This window comes from Rhizobium sp. KDH_Rht_773_N (assembly GCF_052946295.1).
The window spans coordinates 1,509,951-1,528,325 of the sequence record NZ_CM129525.1 but is presented as its reverse complement, the minus strand read 5'-3'; the positions used below and the strand labels follow the sequence as shown (position 1 = coordinate 1,528,325).

Below are 18,375 nucleotides of genomic sequence, written 5' to 3'. Positions count from 1 at the left end.
CATGTGGAAAAGAACGCCGCTTCAGTCTTCCAGCGTGCCGGCCTTTCGCGCTGCCTTGCTCGGCCGGTCGGCGGCAATTTTCATCAGGTCGCCGCGCCGGCGCACCAGCCGGTCGGAGATGCGCGTCAGCAGCAGCCCGTCCTGCGGCGCGTGGATGTCGATGTCGCCCTCGACAAAGCCGGGCCGGGTAACGATTGTCGCCAGAAGCTCTCCTTCCTGGACGCGTTCACCGATAGTGCGATGGAACAGCACGGTGCCGCCCTCAGGCGCGCGCAGGATCTCGACATTGTCGAGCGGCACGGCCGGCCCGGAAAAGGTGGCGGCTGCGGTGGCTTCGCCGATGACGACGCCACGCCCGATCAGGAATTGCAGCAGGCCCCGGGCATCTTTCTCGGCCGTGCCCGAATAGACATCGCGCCATCCGCGCAGCTCCACCGTGACCGAGAGCTTGCCCGGAAGCTTCGCCTTGCGCTCGCCCGGCGCCTCGTATTTCCAGGCGAAGCCGACGGCTTCCTCGAAGGCGGAGCTCTCGCCGTCCGAAAGCAGTACCGCCTGCATGTCGAGCGCGCCGGCAAGGTCCGCCGCTTCCGGCCAGAAGGCTTCGTCGATATAGGCATATTGCAGCGATTCATCGTCGCAATGCAGGTCGAGCACCAGATCGGCGCCGAGCGCCATATGGATCAGCTCCCGCTTCAGGCGATCGGTAGCCGGATACTTATCAAGTTCGTCAACCAGCTCCGGCCGGTCCAGGACGGAGATCAGCGGAAAGTCGCGGTTGAAGTTGGTCCGCGAGCCGAGATCGAACCTGCCTTGCAGCTCGCCGAAATGCGACTGCGCCGTCCCGATCGGGTTGGCCTGAGGTACGAGCGTGATGTCGCCGGCGATGCGCCCCGCGCTTTCGGCCTGCCGCAGCATCCCGCAGAGGAAATGCGCCAGTGCCGTTCCCGGCAGTTCGTTGGCGTGCAGCGCCGCCTGGATATAGACCTTGGGCGCCGCAGGATCGCTTCCCTTGAAACGGATGACCGGCAACCGCCATTCGATGCCGGGCGTATCGCCTGGGATGATGATCTCTGAAACGTCCACTGTCTTCTCCGCATTGAGGCATTGGGGTCGGAGTCTTATGCGAATCTTCGCCCGTCGCGCAAGCGCAGCTCAGGCAAGCAGCGGCCAACGGCCGACCACGTTATGCTCGCCCTTTCCGTAGACGCTGTGAATCAGCAGGAATTCCCGGACGGTCCAGCTGACCGGCCGGTCGAGCTTTTCGGGCAGAACGGTCTTGCGATCGTAGAGCAGCGTCATGTGCGGCGTCAGATGGCCGCCGAGATTATAGGGCAATCCCGCCTCGTACAGGCCCTCCTGTATCTGGCGGCGAAGATCCAGCAGCGCCTCGTTTTCCTGCCTGCCGCAGATGACAAAGGCCTGCGGTTCGCCTGGATGGCGGAAGCTCATGACCTCGTCGAGCACAAGTTCGAACGGACGTGCGCGCACCGTCGCCGCCACCTGTTCGGCGCCGAACACGATATCCTGCGGCAGCCTGCGGTAAGCGCCGATGCCGTTCAGCGTGACGTGCAGCAGTTCGCGCGGTCGCGACGGTGCAGACAGTGAACGGGCGTGGCGATAGGCCTGGGCGATCTCCAGCGCTTCGGATGCCGCCTCCCTGGTTGGCCGGAGCATGAAGAACAGCCTGTCGTGACGTTTGCCGACGAGGCCGGAATTCTCTCGGGAATCTGAACCATTCGGGTCGAGCGGAAAATGAGGCATCTGAACTACGGACTACATCGTCCGCCTCCTTGTCGTACAAGGAGGAACTTATCAGGGCCATTCGCCCCGTCAAGAACAAAACGGGAACATTTGCCGTAAAATAATCAAAGAGAAACGGCTGCCGAAAAGCAGCCGTTTGCGAATGTCGGATGAACCAGAATGCCTCAGGCGGCGTCCTTGACCGGCTCGGCCGTCTTCTTGGGCGACTTGGCGCGCGCTGCCTTCGGCGGCACGAGGCGGAGAATGTCGTCTGCCAGCAGGCGGGCATTGTCCTGCGCCTTGTCGAGATTGCTGACGCGGCCCGGGTCCATCGTGTAGAGGCTGCCGCCGGAGACGAACATGTCGCGATAGGCGGCCCGTTCGACCAGTGCGGTATCGACCACATTCACCTGCTGCATTGCCAGCAGGCCCTTGACGGCAAGCAATGCGCGCGTGGTGATGATCGAGCTGATCCGGGTAAGCACAACCGAGTGCGGAATGCGGATATCGTGCTGGGCGGCAAGCTGCTTCATGATATCGAGCACCTGTGCGCCGCCGACGGCATCCATGGCGCAGCCCTGCACCGGAACCATCACGTGATCGGAAAAGCCGATGGCCTTGGCCATCAGCGGGCTCATGCCGGCCGGCAGGTCGACGATGATGTAGCCGCCGCGCTTCTTGAGGTCCTTGATCTGCTGTTCGATCGTGTCCTCGGTGACGTTGGAGATGACAGCGAATTCGGCCGCCTCACCGGTCAGCTGGCGCCAGCGCGTGGCCCATTGCTGAGGGTCTGCGTCGAGAACGGAAACGCGATGGCCACGGCGAGCCAGTTCTGTGGCAAGAACGAGGGCGACCGTCGTCTTGCCGGCCCCTCCTTTCGTATTCGCAAATGTAAGTGTTGGCATCGATTACCTCGGGTTGAAGGTTGCGGCGGTCATCCCTGGGAGAGGCGCGTCTCGGGCTTTAAGGAACAGCAGCTTTCGCAGTGATGAGACGAAAAGGTCAGGCAGCAACCTTGCGTGGCGCTGTTTTATCATGCTGTCCGAGGTTGATTTTTTCTGGGGCGATCGAAGAGGGCACGCGCCAACCGCTGCGCGCTCGCCGTCGCGCTGCCCGAATGCTGGGCCGCCGTGGCAGCCGCTCTCGATGATATGGCCCTGGCCGCCATGCCGATGAAACACGCCGGCCGGCCGGCAAAGGTCGCCCGCAGCTTGCCTTCCGTGCCTCGGACGAGCCTTGTTACGCCGGCGGCACGGAGTTCGTCATGACGGTGACTTGCCCGTCATTCCCACTCGATCGTGCCGGGCGGCTTGCTCGTTACGTCATAAACGACGCGGTTGATGCCGCGGACTTCGTTGATGATGCGGGTGGCGGCGCGGCCGAGGAATTCCATGTCGTAGTGATAGAAATCCGCCGTCATGCCGTCGACCGACGTGACCGCGCGCAATGCGCAGACGAATTCGTAGGTGCGGCCGTCGCCCATGACGCCGACGGTCTGGACGGGCAGCAGCACGGCGAAAGCCTGCCAGATCGCGTCGTAGAGGCCGGCCTTGCGGATTTCGTCGAGATAGATCGCATCGGCTTCGCGCAGGATCTCGAGCTTCTCGCGGGTAATGCCGCCGGGGCAGCGGATGGCAAGGCCCGGACCCGGGAAGGGGTGGCGGCCGATGAAGCTGTCGGGCAGGCCGAGCTCCTTGCCGAGCACGCGCACTTCGTCCTTGAAGAGTTCGCGCAGCGGCTCGACGAGCTGCATCTTCATGCGCTCCGGCAGGCCGCCGACATTATGGTGCGACTTGATGGTGACGGAAGGGCCGCCGGTGAAGGAGACCGACTCGATCACGTCGGGATAGAGCGTGCCCTGGCCGAGGAAATCGGCGCCGCCGAGTTTCCTGGCCTCCTCCTCGAAGGTTTCGATGAACAGGCGGCCAATGATCTTGCGCTTGGTTTCCGGGTCGGAAACGCCTTCGAGCTCGCCGATGAAGCGATCGGAGGCATCGACGTGGATCAGGTGCAGATTGTAGTGCTCGCGGAACATGGCGACGACACCGGCCGCCTCGTCCTTGCGCATCAGGCCGTGGTCGACGAGGATGCAGGTCAACTGGTCGCCGACGGCCTCATGGATGAGCAGGGCTGCGACCGACGAATCCACGCCGCCGGACAGCGCGCAGATGACGCGCTTGTCGCCGACCTGGCGGCGAATGTCTTCAACCGCCTTCTGACGGTAGGCCGACATCGTCCAGTCGCCCTTGATGCCGGCGATATTGTGGATGAAATTTGCAATCAGCTTGGCGCCGTCGGGCGTATGCACGACCTCGGGATGAAACTGCACGCCGTAATATTTGCGCTTCTCGTCGGCGATGAAAGCGTAGGGCGCGTTGGAGGAGGTCGCAATAACCTCGAAGCCCTCGGGCAGTTTCGTCACCCGGTCGCCATGGCTCATCCAGACCTGATGGCGCGATCCCTTGGACCACAGGCCTTCGAAGAGAGCGCAGTCCTCGTCGACCTCAAGGAAGGCGCGGCCGAATTCGCGGTGATGGCCGCTTTCCACCATGCCGCCAAGCTGCATGCACATCGTCTGCTGGCCATAACAGATGCCGAACACCGGAAGGCCGCTGTCGAAGATGATCTGCGGCGCCCGCGGCGAGCCTTCGTCGACCGTCGAGGCCGGGCTGCCGGACAGGATCACGGCTTTCGGCTGGAGGCGCTTGAAGCCCTCTTCGGCGGACTGGAAGGGAACGATCTCGCAATAGACCCCGGCTTCACGCACGCGTCGCGCGATGAGCTGGGTCACCTGGCTGCCGAAATCGACGATGAGAACGCTGTCGGGATGTGCTGTCTGGGTCATGGCGAGCCTTTAATGAAAAGCGCCTCTTCTTGCAATGCGGGAAATCGGCCGCGGCCGGGTTTTATTGTCCCGATTGTCCCTCTTTTCAGCGCCTAGAACCAGAAAACACCGTCTTCCAGGGCGGTAAACAGGCTGTCGACGGCGTAGGAGAGCTTGCGGTCGACGATATGCAGATATTCGGTCCAGCCGGAAATATGCTGCAGCTCGACTGCGCCGTCCGAAATGCCGCGAAGGCCGATCAGCGGCAGTTTGTAGCCCTGGCAGGCGCGCAGCACCGCATAGGTTTCCATATCCACCATGTCGGCGGCGATATTGGCGTAGGCCGCACCCGAGACGACGTTGCCGCCGGTCGAAAGCGTGGCTTCGGGAATGCCGGGAATGCGCAGCGGCAGCTCCAGTTCGGCCGGCAGGTCGAGGAAGGGCGTCTTGCCTTTCTCGAAGCCGAGCGGCGAGGCGTCCATGTCGCGATAGGAGACCGACGTGACCTGATAGACCTCGGTCTGCTGCAGGCGTGCCGAACCGGCCGAACCGAGCGAGACGACGAGATCGGGCAGTTCGTCGGAAGCGTCGAGACGGGAAAGCGACTTGGTGATCGCGATTGCCGCTTCGACCGGGCCGACGCCCGTCATCAGCGGCTCGATGCGCGAACGCAGGAACGGGCCGTATTCCGCCTCTGCGGCCATGACGAACAGGATGGACTTGCCTGCGACGGACTTCAGTTCGAATTTCATCCCGTAATTCCCTCTCTTCCGCGAATGACCATCATCGTTCCGGTCATGGACGCGATGAGCTTGGCCGGCCCGTCGCTGATCGCATAAGCTCGCCCGTCGGCGACGATGATGTTGGAGCCGGGCTTGGTGATCTCGCCCCTGAAGAGGAAGCGCTCGCCGCGCCCCGGCGACATGAGGTTGACCTTGAACTCGATCGTCAGGATCGAGGCTTCGGCGTCGATAACGCTGTAGGCGGCAAAACCGCAGGCCGAATCGAGCGCTGCGGAAATGATGCCCGCGTGCAAAATGCCGTGCTGCTGTGTCAGTTTGACGTCGAAGGGAAGCTCGATTTCCACCATGCCGTGCTCGACGCGCGTCAACTCCGCGCCGATGGTGTGCATGGCCGCCTGTCGTGCAAAGTTCTGGCGGATCCGCTCCCGGAAATCGCCTCTGTCGGTATCGTTCATCGCAGCCCTCTCGCGACCGCGAAAGTGGCATGGCCGGCCGGATTCGACAAGGTTGCAATCCGGCTCACGATGATTTTGTCTTCACCGCCATCAGGGCGCAATCTACTCGCGATGGACCGATTCTGCCCTGTGAGCCGCCCCGATCGTTTCGCGAACGGCCTGCAGCACTTCGTCGGCCAGCGACGGGTCCGATTTGATCACGGCGCGCGAGACGGCGAGCGCGCCGATCTGCCCAACGACGGCGGCAATCGCGAGCCGCCGCCTCTGAGGCGCTGGGACGGTATCCGAAAGCGATCCTTCGAGCATCGCAGCCATCTCCTCGAAGGCCTTCGCGAAGCTCTCGCTGACGGCGCAGCCCTGCCGGCCGACCTCGCTGGCCGATGCGGTCATCGGGCAACCCGTCTCCACCTTGTCGCGCATGTCGGGCGAGATCAGTCCCTCGACATAGTCCTGGAATGACGGGTCTCGCCCGCCCGCCCACTCTCGCGTATCGGCCATGTTGCCTTCGAACCCGTGCGTGAAGGCTTCGGCCGCCAGCGCGTCCTTGGAAGGGAAATGTGCGTAGAGCGCGCCGTGGGTCAGCCCGGCCTCCCTGGCGATATCTGCCACTCCGACGCCATCGATGCCGCGCTTGCGGAACAGCCGGCTGGCCGCCTGCAGCAAGGCGCCGCGGTTCTCCGCCGCCTTTTCCTTGGAAACACGCATGTCTGATCTCCGGATACGGTCATGAAAATTTTTAATTGCACTCACAATCAAAGTCAATTAAAAGCTCGCAACGCATTAATTGCGATCGCAATTAAAAAGGAACGGAAGGACACACACCATGCGTTACAAACTTTTCGGCAAACATACGGGCCTGCGCGTCTCCGAACTGGTGCTGGGGGCCGGTAATTTCGGCACGCGCTGGGGGCATGGCGGCGAACCCGACGAAGCCCGCCGTATCTTCGAGATCTACGCGGAGGCCGGCGGCAATTTCATCGACACGGCCAATGGCTATCAGTTCGGCCAGTCGGAAGAGATCCTCGGCGATCTGCTGGCCGGAAAGCGCGATGACTTCGTGCTGGCGACGAAATTCACCATGCAGACCGATCCTGGCTCCGGCATTCTGGCAACGGGTAACAGCCGCAAGTCGATGATTTCGTCCGTGGAGGCCAGCCTGAAGCGACTGAAGACCGATCGCATCGATCTCCTTTGGGCGCATATGTCCGATGGCGTGACCCCCGTCGACGAACTCGTTCGCGGCTTTGACGATCTCGTCCGCGCCGGCAAGATCCTCTATGCGGGCCTTTCCGATTTCCCGGCATGGCGCGTGGCCCGCGCAGCAACCATCGCCGAATTGCGCGGCGTGGCCCCCATTGCCGGTATCCAGGTCGAGCACAGCCTCGTCGAGCGTTCCACCGAGCAGGAACTGCTTCCGGCGGGCCAGGCGCTCGGCCTTGGCGTCGTGGCCTGGTCGCCGCTTGGCGGCGGCATGCTGACCGGCAAATACCGGCAGGGTGAAAAGGGCCGTGCGGAGGGCCTCGGCGGCCGCGTATTCCAGGCGGAAAATTCTGCGCAGCGCACCGCCATCCTCGATACCCTGATCGCCGTTGCGGCGGAGGTCGAGGCAACGCCGGCGGAAATCGCCATTGCCTGGGTCGCAGCCAAGGGGTCGCTGCCGATCATCGGGCCGCGCACCGTCGAGCAGCTTAAAAACAATCTCTCGGCCGTGAACGTGAGGCTGTCGTCCGAGCAGATTTCCCGCCTCGACACGGTAAGCGCACTCCCGCCGGTCTTCCCCTACACGCTGCTGGGCAATCCTGAAAACCGGGATGGTTTCACCGGCGGCAAGCTCGACCTGTTCGACGCTCCGGCGCAAGGCGTGGCCTGATATCCCGGCCTCTGCTCACGGGCGCGCCAGCCGGATCTGTTCGGCGCGCGCCCCTCTTGAACATGCCCTGAAACTTCTTCTGGTTAAGGCTCTGCAGGACTATGATCGATCAAACCTGAGAGCGGACGCATGAAGGCATTTTCTCCATCGATGAGCAATTACGAGACCTGGCTGGCACACGAGCTGCAGGGCGAACTCGTGCAGGAGGATATTGCCGAGAAACACCGGAAGATGCGCGAGAGTTCGTTCGCCTTCCTGCGGGCCACCTACTGGCGCTGGGCGGAGATCGTCTACGAGGTCAGGCCGGAGCTTGCCGGCATGCCGCAGGTGCTGTCGATCGGCGATACCCATATGGAGAATTTCGGCACCTGGCGGGATATCGAGGGGCGGCTCGTCTGGGGCGCCAACGATTTCGACGATGCGGCGATCATGCCCTACGGGCTGGATCTCGTCCGGCTGGTGGCCAGCGCCATCCTGGCTCTGCCGGACGACGGGATTTCCGGCAGGGCGATCGCTGAACTCGTTCTGGCCGGATATGTGCGCGGCCTTGAGCATCCGAACCCCGTCGTGCTGGAGCGCGACCATCCCTGGCTGCGCGACAAACTGCTGCTTTCGGAAGACGAGCGGAAGGAATTCTGGAAGAAATGGGAGAGCCGCAAGCCCGGCAAAAAGCCGGCTCCCGGCCGTTTTGTCGAGGCCCTGAAAAACGCCCTGCCGAAGGGCTCGGGAAACGTAACACCCGTGCCGGTGACGAAGGGGACGGGAAGTCTCGGCCGGCCGCGTTTCGCCGCCTATGTGCCGGAGTGGCGCGGCGGCCCCGTGCTGCGTGAAGCCAAGGCGCTTGTGCCCTCGGTCTGGTCACTGGCAAGGTCAGGAGATCACGTCATCAGAACCGGCATCATCGCCGCCGGGCGGATGCGCAGCCCCGATCCCCATTTTGCGGTGGTCGGCCGCATTCTCGTTCGCAGACTTTCGCCCAATAGCCGCAAGATCGAGATCAAGACCGATGCGAAGACCCTGTTGAACGGCGCAATGCTCGAGCTGATGGGCTTCGAGATCGCCAATTGCCATTCGGATGACGCGGCAAACGCTGCGACGATCCGCAGCGACCTTCGCTCCCGCGATGAGGGTTGGCTCCATGCGGCGGCCCGGGCAGCCGCCGAAGCCACCGAACGGGAGTGGAAGACCTACCGAGCCGGCGCCGGCTGAGCGATCCGCACGATATGCTGGTCCCAGGCGACATCGCTGTGAGCCGACTGGAATTCGCCATCGTAGGATGAAACGGCAAAACCGCCGGGAGCGGGCGCAATGCCGGCCGCATCCCGAACGCTGTCCTCGCGCAGCACCTTTCCCGTTTTTGCGTCGATGGTGACGGACGCACCGCCGATCGGCGACGTGACGCCGACCAGGCCTTCCTTCCGGTTGACCGCGATTGCCCCGACATAGTTGGCAAGCCGTCGCGTCGTCTCCTCGGGCAGGTCGATGAAAGCGAGATCCTCGCCTCTCGCAAAATGGCCGATGAGCGGCGGCAGGTCCTTGCGGTGGCCTTCATACTGGCAGGCAAACCAGATGCGGCCACTGGCATCGACATCCACATGGCGTGTCGAGACGGACGACCATTGCGGCGGCAGCGTGTGTTTTTCGATCAGCGTGCCGCTTGCCGCATCGATAAGCGCCAGTGACGGCTGCATATTGCCGAGATTAAGCTTGGTACGGCCGAAATCCGGATGGGTCTCGATACCGCCATTGGCGACGATGAGCATGCGCCCGTCGTCGGAAACCGTCATGTCGTGCGGGCCGACGCCAAAGGTTTCGTATTCGCCGATACGTGCGAAACGGTTCGTCGCATCATAGAGGCCGATCATGCCCCTGTTATTGTCGAAATCGTTCTCGCTGGCATAGAGCAGCCGCCCGTCCGGCGAGAAGGCGCCATGGCCGTAGAAATGCCGGCCCTCCGGCGAAGTGATGACGACGGGCTCGCCCTTGTTCCAGGGATCGAAGATCATCGCGAACGTGCCGGGCCGACGGGCGAAGGCCACCGTACGGCCGGTCGCAAGGCTATAGGCCATGCCATGGGCGCGGGCGGGCAGCGCCACCTGGTCGACGATCTCGCCCCGTTCCGTGACGGTCGCCACCGCAAAGGACCCGTCGGCCCTGCGGATGCCGGAAGCATAGACGGCATCGGCCCGGCCAAGGGCCAGCAGCGCCTGGGGCTTCAGAGCCGCCAGAAAGCCGATGCCGGCGGTCTTGACGAAGCCGCGCCGGTCGATGGCGCCGCTGTGCCACATCGCCTCAATCCCCGTCCGAGAAGGAGAAGCCGGCCGAAAGGCCGATGGCTGCGCCATACTGGTCGCTGATCGTGGTGATGAGGTCGCGGCTTTCGGTCAGCAGCGTATCCAGCTTGGCCTTTTCCGCATCGCTGACGGCGACTTCGATATCGGGGGTCAGCTTGGAGACGCTGTCGATGATCGTCTTCAGCTTGGTGTCGATCGAATCGGCAACCGCCTTCTTCTCGGGCGGCAACAACTCGGCCATGCCGGCCTTCTGCCAGAGCGTACGGATCCCCTCGAGGTTCGCGGCCATCGATTTCCAGGTATTCTTCGAACGCCAGTAGATCGCCATGCGCGGGCGCGCGGGCGTATCCTTTCCCTTGTAGAACTGCTCCAGCCGCTGGTCCCGGACATTCTCGGCGCCGTGGACGAGAATGCCGAGCAGCGCCGTGACGGCTTCCTTGTTGTCCATGAAATCGTCGCTCTGCGGGCCGGGATGTTTCCAGCTTGCCTGCACGCCGTCAGGCTTCTCCCAGGCGGCGACGACTTCGCCGGCCTCGCGCTGGATATTGCCGGCGACCGCTTGGCCGTAGAGGCAGCGGAAGCCGCCCTTCTGCTTGATGAGATCGTCGGAACCGTTGCCGTAAAGCACATATTCCAGCGCGGTCAGGCCCTGCAGGGCGACACTCTTGCCGGCGATGGCGTCGACGGTCGCGTCCTTCGGATCGGCCTTGGCGATCAGCGCCTGAACCTGCTTGAGGCCGACGCCCTTGCGGTCGGGATAGAAGAGGATGTGCTCGAAGAGATTGTCCTGGATGACAGGGCCGGTCTGCACGATCTCGATGGTCGACCAGTAGCGGATCGTATCGTCAAAGGCGGATTTGGCGCGGTCGAGCGTCTGCTGCGTGCCCGACGCGCAGAGGTCGTTCATCGCCGTGGTCAGGCGCGCGGAAGACTGCTGCATATTGCGGTAGCCGGGGCGGATAACCTCGTCGACGGCCCGCTGCATGACGGAGGGCACGGCATCCTCGTTGAGGCCCGAAGCGGGCGGTGCTGCGCTCTGGGCGGCAGCCGATGTGGCAAAGCCGGTCAAGGCGAGGCAAAGCAGGGTGTGCCAGGGGCGCATCAGAGTGACTCCAGGAATGTAATCAGGGCCTCTCTATCGTCTTTTGACAGCGAGGAGAATGCGTTACGGGCCTTTTCAGCTTCGCCGCCATGCCAGAGGATTGCTTCGGTGAGGTTTCTGGCACGGCCGTCATGCAGGAAGAAGCTGTGTCCGCTGACAGTCCGGGTCAGTCCTATACCCCATAGCGGCGGCGTGCGCCATTCACGTCCGCTTGCAAGTCCGACCTGCTGCCCGTCGGCCAGACCGTCTCCCATGTCGTGCAGCAGGAAGTCGGAATAGGGCCAGATGAGCTGGAAGGATTGCGCCTTTTCAGCGGTGTCGCGACGGGTAACGAATTTCGGGACGTGGCAGGAGATGCAGCCGGCATCGTAGAAAAGCTGCTTGCCGCGCAGCGTGGCGGCGAAGCTTGCCTTGCGGCGCGCCGGTACGGCGAGGTTCTCCGAATAGAAGGTGACGAGATCGAGCACCGGGCCGGGCGCTTCCTCGTTGCCGAGGCGTTTCTGCACGCCATCGGGCATGGCGAGGCATTTTGCCTCAGCCGCGGTGCAGTCGCCATGCGCATCGGGCGCGTCGGGCGTCGAAATGCCGATATCGTTGGAAAAGGCGTCTGCGCTCTGGTCGCGCACGGTGGCGTTCTGCGCCTTCCAGCCGAAACGGCCGAGCGCGATCCGGCCGCTGCGGTGATCGCGCACGATCGCCGCCTTTCCGGAAATGCCGTCGTGGTCGTGATCGTCAGGGTCGGCATGGGCGAGAATATCGGCCTCCGGGATCGCCTGGATCAGCCCGAGCCCGATCATCGCGGGCGCAACCCGCGCCGAGATGGTCGTGCCGGGATCGAGCGGACCGTAGGCGAGATTCCTGGCGGAATAGCTCGGCCTGCGAAGGCTCGCCGTTTCGCCGCCATTGAGCGTCACCGTCTCTTCGCTGTAGGTGACGGCAACCTTGCCCTCCGCGGCAAGCCCGGGAACGGCAAGATCCTGAAGCTGATGGCCATAGACCGGGTCGGGGAAAGTAACGATGTCGGCGTCCGCGAGCGCCTTTTCCTCCTCGGGCGTCTTCGCCGCACGGGCCAGGCGCAGGAACATCGAAGTGGCGCTCGGTCCGCCTTCCGGCGGTTTGCCGCGGCCATCGTTGAGATGGCAGCTCATGCAGGAGCGTGCGTTGAAAAGCGGCCCAAGACCGTCCGATGCCTGCGTGGAGGACGGCGCCGAAACCCAGAGCTTGCGGAACAGCGCATTGCCGAGCCGGAAGTTCTGTTCTTCCTCGAAGGGGATATTGGCGGAGATATGCGAGAAACTGTCTTCCGTGACCGGATCGATGGAGGTCGCAGCTCCCGCCTGCATGGCCTCATAGGGCTCGGCCTTGCTGAAATCATGCGTCGGCCTGACAATGTCGGCGACGCGCTTCAGGTCGGCGTCGGAAAGATCGGTCCGTCTGGTCGCAAGATCGAATGTGCCGGCAAAGGCGACAGGAAGCCCGGCCAGCAAAGCGCAGAAAGTCGCGCTGACAAGAAGACGACGGGCCGGGTTATGCGACATTTCAAGGGTCCGGGCCGCTCCGGGTTCGGAACGGCCCGCCTTTTTGCTTATTTGAAGACGGCGTTAGGATTATCCAGGCTGTCGGAACCTTCAAGCTCGACCGTGCCGAGGTCAAGTGCCGCAATAACGCGCTGGATCGACTTCGTCTGGTCGATGAGGCCGTCGATGGCGGCCTGGACGACGGCGTTGCCTTCCTTGTTGCCCTCGCCGATCATCTGGTCGTATTTCTCGACCGTTTCGCCGCGCTTGGCCATGGCGTGCATGGCGTCCAGCGTTGCGTTGAGCTTGCCGGTCATCTCGGCATCGAGCGCCTTGTCCTTGGCGGCAACGAGATCGTGCAGCGACGGGCCGGTCATCTTGGTGCCGTCGACGCGGGTATATTCGCCCGTATAGGCGGCAGCGATGCCGATCGCGTCGTTCAGATGCGAGTTGTAGGTATTGTCGGAGAAGCAATCATGCTCTTCTTCCGGATCGTGCAGCAGCAGGCCGAGCTTCATGCGCTCGCCGGCCAGTTCGCCGTAGGAGAGCGAGCCCATGCCGGTCAGGATGGCAACGAGGCCAGCCTTCGGATCGGCCTCGACATGCTTGGTCGCTTCGCCGCCCGGCGCCCAGTCGTCGGTCATTTCCTGCAGGTCGGAAACCAGCAGCGTGGAGGCGGACTTCAGATATTCGGCGCGGCGGTCGCAATTGCCGTGCGTGCAGTTCTTCAGGTCGTAGTCGCTGGCAGGGCGTTCGCCCGCGCCCGGTCCCGTGCCATGCAGGTCCTGGCCCCAGAGCAGGAATTCGATCGCGTGGTAGCCGGTCGCGACATTGGCTTCGATGCCGCCGGCCTCGGCCAGCGTGCCTGAGAGGAATTCCGGCGTCAGCTTGGACGCATCCACGTCCTTGCCGTCGATCTTGATCGTCTTGTTGGCAATGACGTTGGCGACATAGAGCGAATTCTCGTCGCTTTCCGTGCCGTAGGAGGGATCGACGTAATCGATCAGGCCTTCATCGAGCGGCCATGCGTTGACCTTGCCTTCCCAGTCGTCGACGATCGGGTTGCCGAAACGGTAGACTTCCGTCTGCTGGTAGGGAACGCGTGCCTTGATCCAGGCATCCTTTGCAGCCTGCAGCGTCGTATCGTTCGGCGTCTTCAGGAAGGCGTCGATGGCTGCGTCGAGCGCCTTGGCTGTCGTCAGCGAGTCCTCGTATTTGGCATGGGCGATTTCGGCATAGTGCTTCACGACAGCGGCTGCGTCGGTTTGCGCATGTGCGGGAAGGGCGAGCAGGGCGGCGGGGGCGATCGCCAGCGCGGCTGCGCGGAACGTGCGGTTGAGCTTCATAATCCTCTCCTGTGACGGATTTCCGTCTGAATCCGGCAACCGTCTCTTCGCGCAAAAGCAAACTGGTGTCAAACACTCTAGTTTGGAATGGTTTTAAGGATGGATTTCCAAGATCAACCCTGCCGTTTAAACGGCGTTTGTCCGTAGATTCAGGATGAGCGGCTGCGTTATTCGCTCGCACCGTCTGCCGCGGCGCAAGAACACTGTATAGTTCAGCCGTTCCTCTTGAGACGGCAGAAGAAGAAGCCGTCCGTATCCGTCGAGGCCGGCGTCAGCGTGATCGTCTTGCCATCGGAGGAACGCGGGCGCGCCCCCTCTTTGCCGAACAGACTGTCCCAGGCGGGCAGGGCGCTGACGATCTCGAAATCGCTGTTGCCGGCAGCAAAGCGCCGCACCTGTTCCTCGTTCTCCTGCGGCAGCACGGAGCAGGTGACGTAGATCAGTTCGCCGCCGGGGCGCACGAAGCGGCTTGCCTGCTTCAGCGCATCCTGCTGCTGGGCCGTGCGCTCGTCGAGGTTCTTGGCGGTCAGCCGCCATTTCGTGTCGGGCCGGCGGCGCCATGTACCGGTGCCGGTGCAGGGCGCATCGACCAGAACCTTGTCGCAGCGGTCGCGCAGGTTCGACAAGCCTCTGGCATCGTCATGGACCTGGACGTTGCGTGTGCCGGCGCGCTTCAGCCGCTCGATGATCGGCGCAAGCCGTTTGCGATCGGCGTCAAAGGCGTGAACCTGGCCCTTGTTGTGCATGGCGGCAGCCATGGCGAGTGTCTTGCCGCCGCCGCCGGCACAGTAATCCAGCACCTGCTCGCCGTCCTTCGGCAGCACGAGGTCGGCAACAATCTGCGACCCCTCGTCCTGAACTTCGAACCAGCCCTTCTGGAACGAAAGCTCGGCCGTGACGTTGGGAAGGCGTGAGGCACCTTCGCCGGCGGGAATCCGGATGCCGTAGCGTGCGATTTTCGCCTCGTTCGCGCCGGCGCGTTCGAGCGCCTTGACGGCCTTTTCGCGGGTGGCCTTCAGGATGTTGGCGCGCAGGTCGAGCGTCGGGCGCCCGGCAAGCGCCTGCGCCTCGGAAAGCCAGTTTTCGCCGAAAGCCTGTTCGAAGGAGGATTGCACCCATTCCGGAATATCGCCCTGCACATGCAGGGGTGCATCGGAGAGAGAGCGGCTTGAGAACGCTGCGAGCGCGTCGGCCGAAAGCGGTGTCGGCGCAAACTTGTCGTCGGCAAGTTCCGCAGCCAGCGATTGGGGTGTGAATCCCCACTGGCGGAACATGACGGCATGGGCGATGGCGACGGCGCTGTCGTCGTCCATGAGATAGGCATGGGAGAGCCGCATGCGCAGCGCGTCGTAGACAATGTTGCCGATTGCCGCCCGGTCGCCGGAACCGGCGAAACGGTGGGCAAGGCCCCAGTCCTTCAGCGCATCGGCGACAGGCCTTTTGCGGGTATCGATATCAGCCAGAACCGAAATCGCCCCTTCGAGGCGGCCGCCCAAACGCATTCAAACTTCTCCTGTTGCCTTGGCTGGTGAGCGATCCGCGCAAAAAACGAGCCCCCCAGAAACCTGGCCGGCCGGGCGGATTGTTCACAAGTCTCAACCGCGTGGTACCCGCGATTGACGGCAAGAGCAAGCGCCGCATCCGGCGCAGCGATTTCGCCGAGGACGTGGCCTCAGCTGACGACTTCGTAGCAGACCTTCGCAGTGCCCGAGGACACCATGCCGATATTCTGCGCGGCAGCGCGCGACAGATCCAGCACGCGACCGCGGATAAACGGACCGCGATCGTTGATGCGGACGACAACGCTGCGGCCGTTGTTGCGGTTGGTGACCTTCACCTTGGTGCCGAACGCCAGAGAGCGGTGTGCGGCAGTATAGATGGCCGGGTTCATGCGTTCCCCGGAAGCAGTTTTGGAGCGAAGTGCGTACCACGAAGCACCGCCACATCCGTTAGCAGCAAAGCCTTCCGCCGGCAGGGTGAAAGAACAGGCTGAAATCGCTGCGACAGTGATTAGAGAACGGCAGATTTTCCTCAAAACGGATTGTCCCTCAACTATTGAACTCACGCCTTTGCGGGCGGCGGGGCTTAAATCCGGCCAAAAGTGGCGAAAAAGTGCCGCGAGAGATCACGGAATGTTACGGAGTGTAATATTCGTGATTCCGATAACATTGCGGTAGCAGGACACCGCTTTGCCGATATGTGGAAAAAACATAATGAAATCAGCTAAAATCAGAACGATTTTTTCGGGGAAACGGTAAGCATTTGATGGCCGTTTCAGATCACAAAAATTTTTTGCTCCGCCTGCCATATTTGACGCCATATTTGCGCAAATTTAGAGGCCGTTAACCATAATGCGGAGCGAAAATCGGCTCGCGAAAATTAGAAAGTAGGAATTTTCTACTCTTTACGGGTTATAGCCTTCCCACCCGAACGGAGGGGTTTGTTCAACCCTTCCAGCGGCCGTTTTGCCAGAGTTGCGCGAGCGACATCGGGTAGTTGGGGAAGGCGAAACGGAAGCCCGCAGCCTTCAGTTTGGCATTCGAAACCCGCTTGTTTTCGCCATAGAAGGAACGGGCCATCGGTGTCATCTCGGCCGTCTCGAAGGCCTGTTCCGGCGGGGGCTCTACACCCATCAGCCGGGCTGCTTCGACGATGACGTCCTGCGGCGGACCGGGCTGATCGTCCGTGACGTTATAGATGCCGCCAAGCCCGTGTTCCGACAGGAAGCGCGCCGACGCGCCGATATCCTCCACGCGGATGCGGTTGAAGACCTGGTCCTTCTTGATGATGCGCCGCGCCGTCCCGCGATCCAGATTGACGAAGGCGTTACGCCCCGGACCGTAAATGCCGGAGAGACGCAATATGGCGGTCGGCACGCCGCGCGCGGCCCCCAGTGCCAGCCAGCCCTCCTCGGCTTCCAGCCGCTCCTTCGAGCGGCCGGAGACGGGCACGCAGGGCGTCTCTTCCGTCACCGAAGCGCCCTTGTGATCGCCATAGACGCCGACCGTCGAGAGATAGCCGATCCATTGCAGCTTTGGCAGAAGCGCCGCGCCATCCTGGCCAAGCAGCGCCAGCAGCGGATCGGCGTCGCGCGGCGCGATCGACTGTACGAGATGGGTGACATCCGCCATGGCTGCCCGCAGCCGATCGCTCAAGGTCGCGCCATCGAAGAGGAAGGCGTCGATCCCGGCTTTCCGTAATTCTTCGGCTTTTTCCTCGGAGCGCGTCGTGCCGGAAATGCGCGCGCCACGCTCGCCGAACGCCCTGGCGATGGCGCTACCGGAATAACCGCAGCCAAAGATCATCACATGCATCACCGAACTCCCGTCAATCGCCATTCCTTCAGGACGTCTTCGTCCGACTCACGTTCCCTTTGTGCGGCAAAGGCTTCGAATTCGCCAGCCTCCATGAGCCGCGACAGCGCCCAGACCGCCATGCCGCGAACGACGGGCGAGGCATCGGCCGCAAGCAGGCGACATCGTTCTATGAGGTTCCGTTCGCCGGAATTGCCGGCGGCGATCAGCACGTTGCGGATGAAGCGGTCCCGGCCGATCCGCTTGACCGGCGAGCCGCTGAAGAAGGTCCGGAAGGTCGGATCGTCGAGCGTCAGAAGGAAGGCGATGGAGGGCTCCTTCAGGTCCTCGCGCGCCTTCAGCTTCATTTCCGAGGCTTCGCTTGCGAACTTGTTCCATGGGCAGGCGGCAAGGCAATCGTCGCAGCCATAGATGCGGTTGCCGATCAGTGGCCGGAATTCGGGATCGATCGGCCCCTTGTGCTCGATGGTCAGATAGGAAATGCAGCGGCGCGCATCGATTTGATAGGGTGCCGGAAAGGCAGCGGTCGGGCAGGCGTCGAGGCACGCCCGGCAGGAGCCGCAATGATCCGTCTCCGGCATGTCCATATTGAGATCGGCAGTCGTGAACATCGAGCCGAGGAACAGCCAGGAACCGTGCTCGCGGCTCAGGAGATTGGTATGTTTGCCCTGCCAGCCGAGACCGGCCGCCGCTGCAAGCGGCTTTTCCATGACCGGTGCGGTATCGACGAAGACCTTCACATCGGCGCCCGCCCTGGCGGCGAAACGTGTGGCGATCTCCTTCAGCCTGCCCTTGATGAGATCGTGATAGTCGCGGTTGCGGGCATAGACGGAAATCGCCGCCTTGTCCTTCTTGTCGAGAATGCCGCGCGGATCTTCGTCCGGCCCGTAATTGAGGCCGAAGACGACGATGGAGCGCACGTCGCTCCAGAGCGTTCGCGGATCGCCGCGCCGCTCGCGCGTCTCCGCCATCCATTCCATCGTGCCGTGCCGGCCGGCATCGATGAACTGGCCGAGCCGTTCCCTGGCTTCCGGAATCGCATCCGGACGGGTGATGCGGCAGAGATCGAAGCCGAGCGCGCGCGATTCCGCCTTCAGGAAGCCGGTCAAATTGTCGCGGCGCTTGCGCTCCTTCATATCGTCGGTTTTCGTGTCGGGCATGAAAAGCCCT

General features: G+C 62.9%; 17 protein-coding genes. 2 read left to right on the top strand and 15 right to left on the bottom strand.

Going from position 1 to position 18,375, the window contains the following annotated elements; translation table 11 throughout:
* Window positions 1–21 precede the first annotated feature (21 nt).
* From ACU8HS_RS07790 to ACU8HS_RS07760, 7 genes are all read right to left on the bottom strand, one after another.
* Complete coding sequence (locus ACU8HS_RS07790; RefSeq protein ID WP_447015711.1) at window positions 22–1,083, bottom strand: succinylglutamate desuccinylase/aspartoacylase family protein; 1,062 nt, start codon at window positions 1,081–1,083, stop codon at window positions 22–24.
* Window positions 1,084–1,152: 69 nt separating this feature from the next.
* Window positions 1,153–1,674 carry a 2'-5' RNA ligase family protein gene (locus ACU8HS_RS07785; RefSeq protein WP_447015710.1) on the bottom strand — a complete coding sequence of 174 codons (522 nt, stop codon included), beginning with the start codon at window positions 1,672–1,674 and terminating at the stop codon, window positions 1,153–1,155.
* Window positions 1,675–1,925: 251 nt separating this feature from the next.
* Window positions 1,926–2,645 (bottom strand): AAA family ATPase, encoded by a 720-nt coding sequence (locus ACU8HS_RS07780; protein ID WP_447015709.1) that lies wholly within the window; start codon window positions 2,643–2,645, stop codon window positions 1,926–1,928.
* Between the two features lie 377 nt (window positions 2,646–3,022).
* Window positions 3,023–4,585: a glutamine-hydrolyzing GMP synthase gene (gene guaA / locus ACU8HS_RS07775; protein WP_112565190.1), complete on the bottom strand. Its 1,563-nt coding sequence runs from the start codon at window positions 4,583–4,585 to the stop codon at window positions 3,023–3,025.
* A 92-nt stretch (window positions 4,586–4,677) separates the two neighbouring features.
* Complete coding sequence (locus ACU8HS_RS07770) at window positions 4,678–5,316, bottom strand: 5'-methylthioadenosine/S-adenosylhomocysteine nucleosidase (RefSeq protein WP_112754038.1); 639 nt, start codon at window positions 5,314–5,316, stop codon at window positions 4,678–4,680.
* Window positions 5,313–5,762: a PaaI family thioesterase gene (locus ACU8HS_RS07765; protein ID WP_112565194.1), complete on the bottom strand. Its 450-nt coding sequence runs from the start codon at window positions 5,760–5,762 to the stop codon at window positions 5,313–5,315. Before ACU8HS_RS07765 ends, ACU8HS_RS07770 begins: the two co-directional genes overlap by 4 nt.
* Window positions 5,763–5,864: 102 nt before the next feature.
* Window positions 5,865–6,467: a TetR/AcrR family transcriptional regulator gene (locus ACU8HS_RS07760; RefSeq protein WP_112754036.1), complete on the bottom strand. Its 603-nt coding sequence runs from the start codon at window positions 6,465–6,467 to the stop codon at window positions 5,865–5,867.
* Between the two features lie 118 nt (window positions 6,468–6,585).
* Between ACU8HS_RS07760 and ACU8HS_RS07755 the strand changes: the two genes are divergently transcribed.
* Window positions 6,586–7,632: an aldo/keto reductase gene (locus tag ACU8HS_RS07755; protein ID WP_447015708.1), complete on the top strand. Its 1,047-nt coding sequence runs from the start codon at window positions 6,586–6,588 to the stop codon at window positions 7,630–7,632.
* Window positions 7,633–7,761: 129 nt separating this feature from the next.
* A complete protein-coding gene (locus ACU8HS_RS07750; protein WP_447015707.1) occupies window positions 7,762–8,841 on the top strand; it encodes a DUF2252 family protein in 1,080 nt (359 codons plus the stop codon).
* Here the strand turns inward: ACU8HS_RS07750 and ACU8HS_RS07745 are convergent.
* From ACU8HS_RS07745 to queG, 8 genes are all read right to left on the bottom strand, one after another.
* Entirely contained in the window at window positions 8,820–9,920 is a 1,101-nt protein-coding gene (locus tag ACU8HS_RS07745) for a DUF1513 domain-containing protein (RefSeq protein ID WP_447015706.1), read from the bottom strand. The two genes, ACU8HS_RS07750 and ACU8HS_RS07745, sit on opposite strands and share 22 nt — an antisense overlap.
* Before the next feature lie 4 nt (window positions 9,921–9,924).
* Window positions 9,925–11,028, bottom strand: a complete 1,104-nt coding sequence (locus tag ACU8HS_RS07740; RefSeq protein ID WP_377313681.1) for an imelysin family protein — start codon at window positions 11,026–11,028, stop codon at window positions 9,925–9,927.
* Window positions 11,028–12,566: a di-heme oxidoreductase family protein gene (locus ACU8HS_RS07735; protein WP_447015705.1), complete on the bottom strand. Its 1,539-nt coding sequence runs from the start codon at window positions 12,564–12,566 to the stop codon at window positions 11,028–11,030. The genes ACU8HS_RS07740 and ACU8HS_RS07735 overlap by 1 nt, the downstream gene beginning before the upstream one ends.
* 47 nt (window positions 12,567–12,613) lie before the next feature.
* On the bottom strand, window positions 12,614–13,891 hold the full coding sequence (locus ACU8HS_RS07730; protein ID WP_112755335.1) for an imelysin family protein: 1,278 nt from the start codon (window positions 13,889–13,891) through the stop codon (window positions 12,614–12,616).
* A 212-nt stretch (window positions 13,892–14,103) separates the two neighbouring features.
* Entirely contained in the window at window positions 14,104–15,393 is a 1,290-nt protein-coding gene (locus ACU8HS_RS07725; RefSeq protein ID WP_112705747.1) for an RsmB/NOP family class I SAM-dependent RNA methyltransferase, read from the bottom strand.
* A 170-nt stretch (window positions 15,394–15,563) separates the two neighbouring features.
* Entirely contained in the window at window positions 15,564–15,926 is a 363-nt protein-coding gene (locus ACU8HS_RS07720) for a septal ring lytic transglycosylase RlpA family protein (protein WP_112565211.1), read from the bottom strand.
* 409 nt (window positions 15,927–16,335) lie between these two features.
* Entirely contained in the window at window positions 16,336–17,205 is an 870-nt protein-coding gene (locus tag ACU8HS_RS07715) for an SDR family oxidoreductase (RefSeq protein ID WP_112565213.1), read from the bottom strand.
* Window positions 17,205–18,365, bottom strand: coding sequence for a tRNA epoxyqueuosine(34) reductase QueG (gene queG / locus ACU8HS_RS07710; RefSeq protein ID WP_112565215.1), 1,161 nt, complete (start codon window positions 18,363–18,365; stop codon window positions 17,205–17,207). The genes ACU8HS_RS07715 and queG overlap by 1 nt, the downstream gene beginning before the upstream one ends.
* Between the last annotated feature and the right edge of the window lie 10 nt (window positions 18,366–18,375).

Bases quoted from the DNA above. Each gene is read 5' to 3' on its own strand.
- ACU8HS_RS07750 (WP_447015707.1), top strand. From the start codon at position 7,762: ATGAAGGCATTTTCTCCATCGATGAGCAATTACGAGACCTGGCTGGCA.
- ACU8HS_RS07765 (WP_112565194.1), bottom strand. From the start codon at position 5,762: ATGAACGATACCGACAGAGGCGATTTCCGGGAGCGGATCCGCCAGAAC.
- ACU8HS_RS07745 (WP_447015706.1), bottom strand. From the start codon at position 9,920: ATGTGGCACAGCGGCGCCATCGACCGGCGCGGCTTCGTCAAGACCGCC.
- ACU8HS_RS07715 (WP_112565213.1), bottom strand. From the start codon at position 17,205: ATGCATGTGATGATCTTTGGCTGCGGTTATTCCGGTAGCGCCATCGCC.
- ACU8HS_RS07735 (WP_447015705.1), bottom strand. From the start codon at position 12,566: ATGTCGCATAACCCGGCCCGTCGTCTTCTTGTCAGCGCGACTTTCTGC.
- ACU8HS_RS07755 (WP_447015708.1), top strand. From the start codon at position 6,586: ATGCGTTACAAACTTTTCGGCAAACATACGGGCCTGCGCGTCTCCGAA.
- ACU8HS_RS07740 (WP_377313681.1), bottom strand. From the start codon at position 11,028: ATGCGCCCCTGGCACACCCTGCTTTGCCTCGCCTTGACCGGCTTTGCC.
- guaA (WP_112565190.1), bottom strand. From the start codon at position 4,585: ATGACCCAGACAGCACATCCCGACAGCGTTCTCATCGTCGATTTCGGC.
- ACU8HS_RS07770 (WP_112754038.1), bottom strand. From the start codon at position 5,316: ATGAAATTCGAACTGAAGTCCGTCGCAGGCAAGTCCATCCTGTTCGTC.
- ACU8HS_RS07730 (WP_112755335.1), bottom strand. From the start codon at position 13,891: ATGAAGCTCAACCGCACGTTCCGCGCAGCCGCGCTGGCGATCGCCCCC.
- ACU8HS_RS07760 (WP_112754036.1), bottom strand. From the start codon at position 6,467: ATGCGTGTTTCCAAGGAAAAGGCGGCGGAGAACCGCGGCGCCTTGCTG.
- queG (WP_112565215.1), bottom strand. From the start codon at position 18,365: ATGCCCGACACGAAAACCGACGATATGAAGGAGCGCAAGCGCCGCGAC.
- ACU8HS_RS07780 (WP_447015709.1), bottom strand. From the start codon at position 2,645: ATGCCAACACTTACATTTGCGAATACGAAAGGAGGGGCCGGCAAGACG.
- ACU8HS_RS07725 (WP_112705747.1), bottom strand. From the start codon at position 15,393: ATGCGTTTGGGCGGCCGCCTCGAAGGGGCGATTTCGGTTCTGGCTGAT.
- ACU8HS_RS07785 (WP_447015710.1), bottom strand. From the start codon at position 1,674: ATGCTCCGGCCAACCAGGGAGGCGGCATCCGAAGCGCTGGAGATCGCC.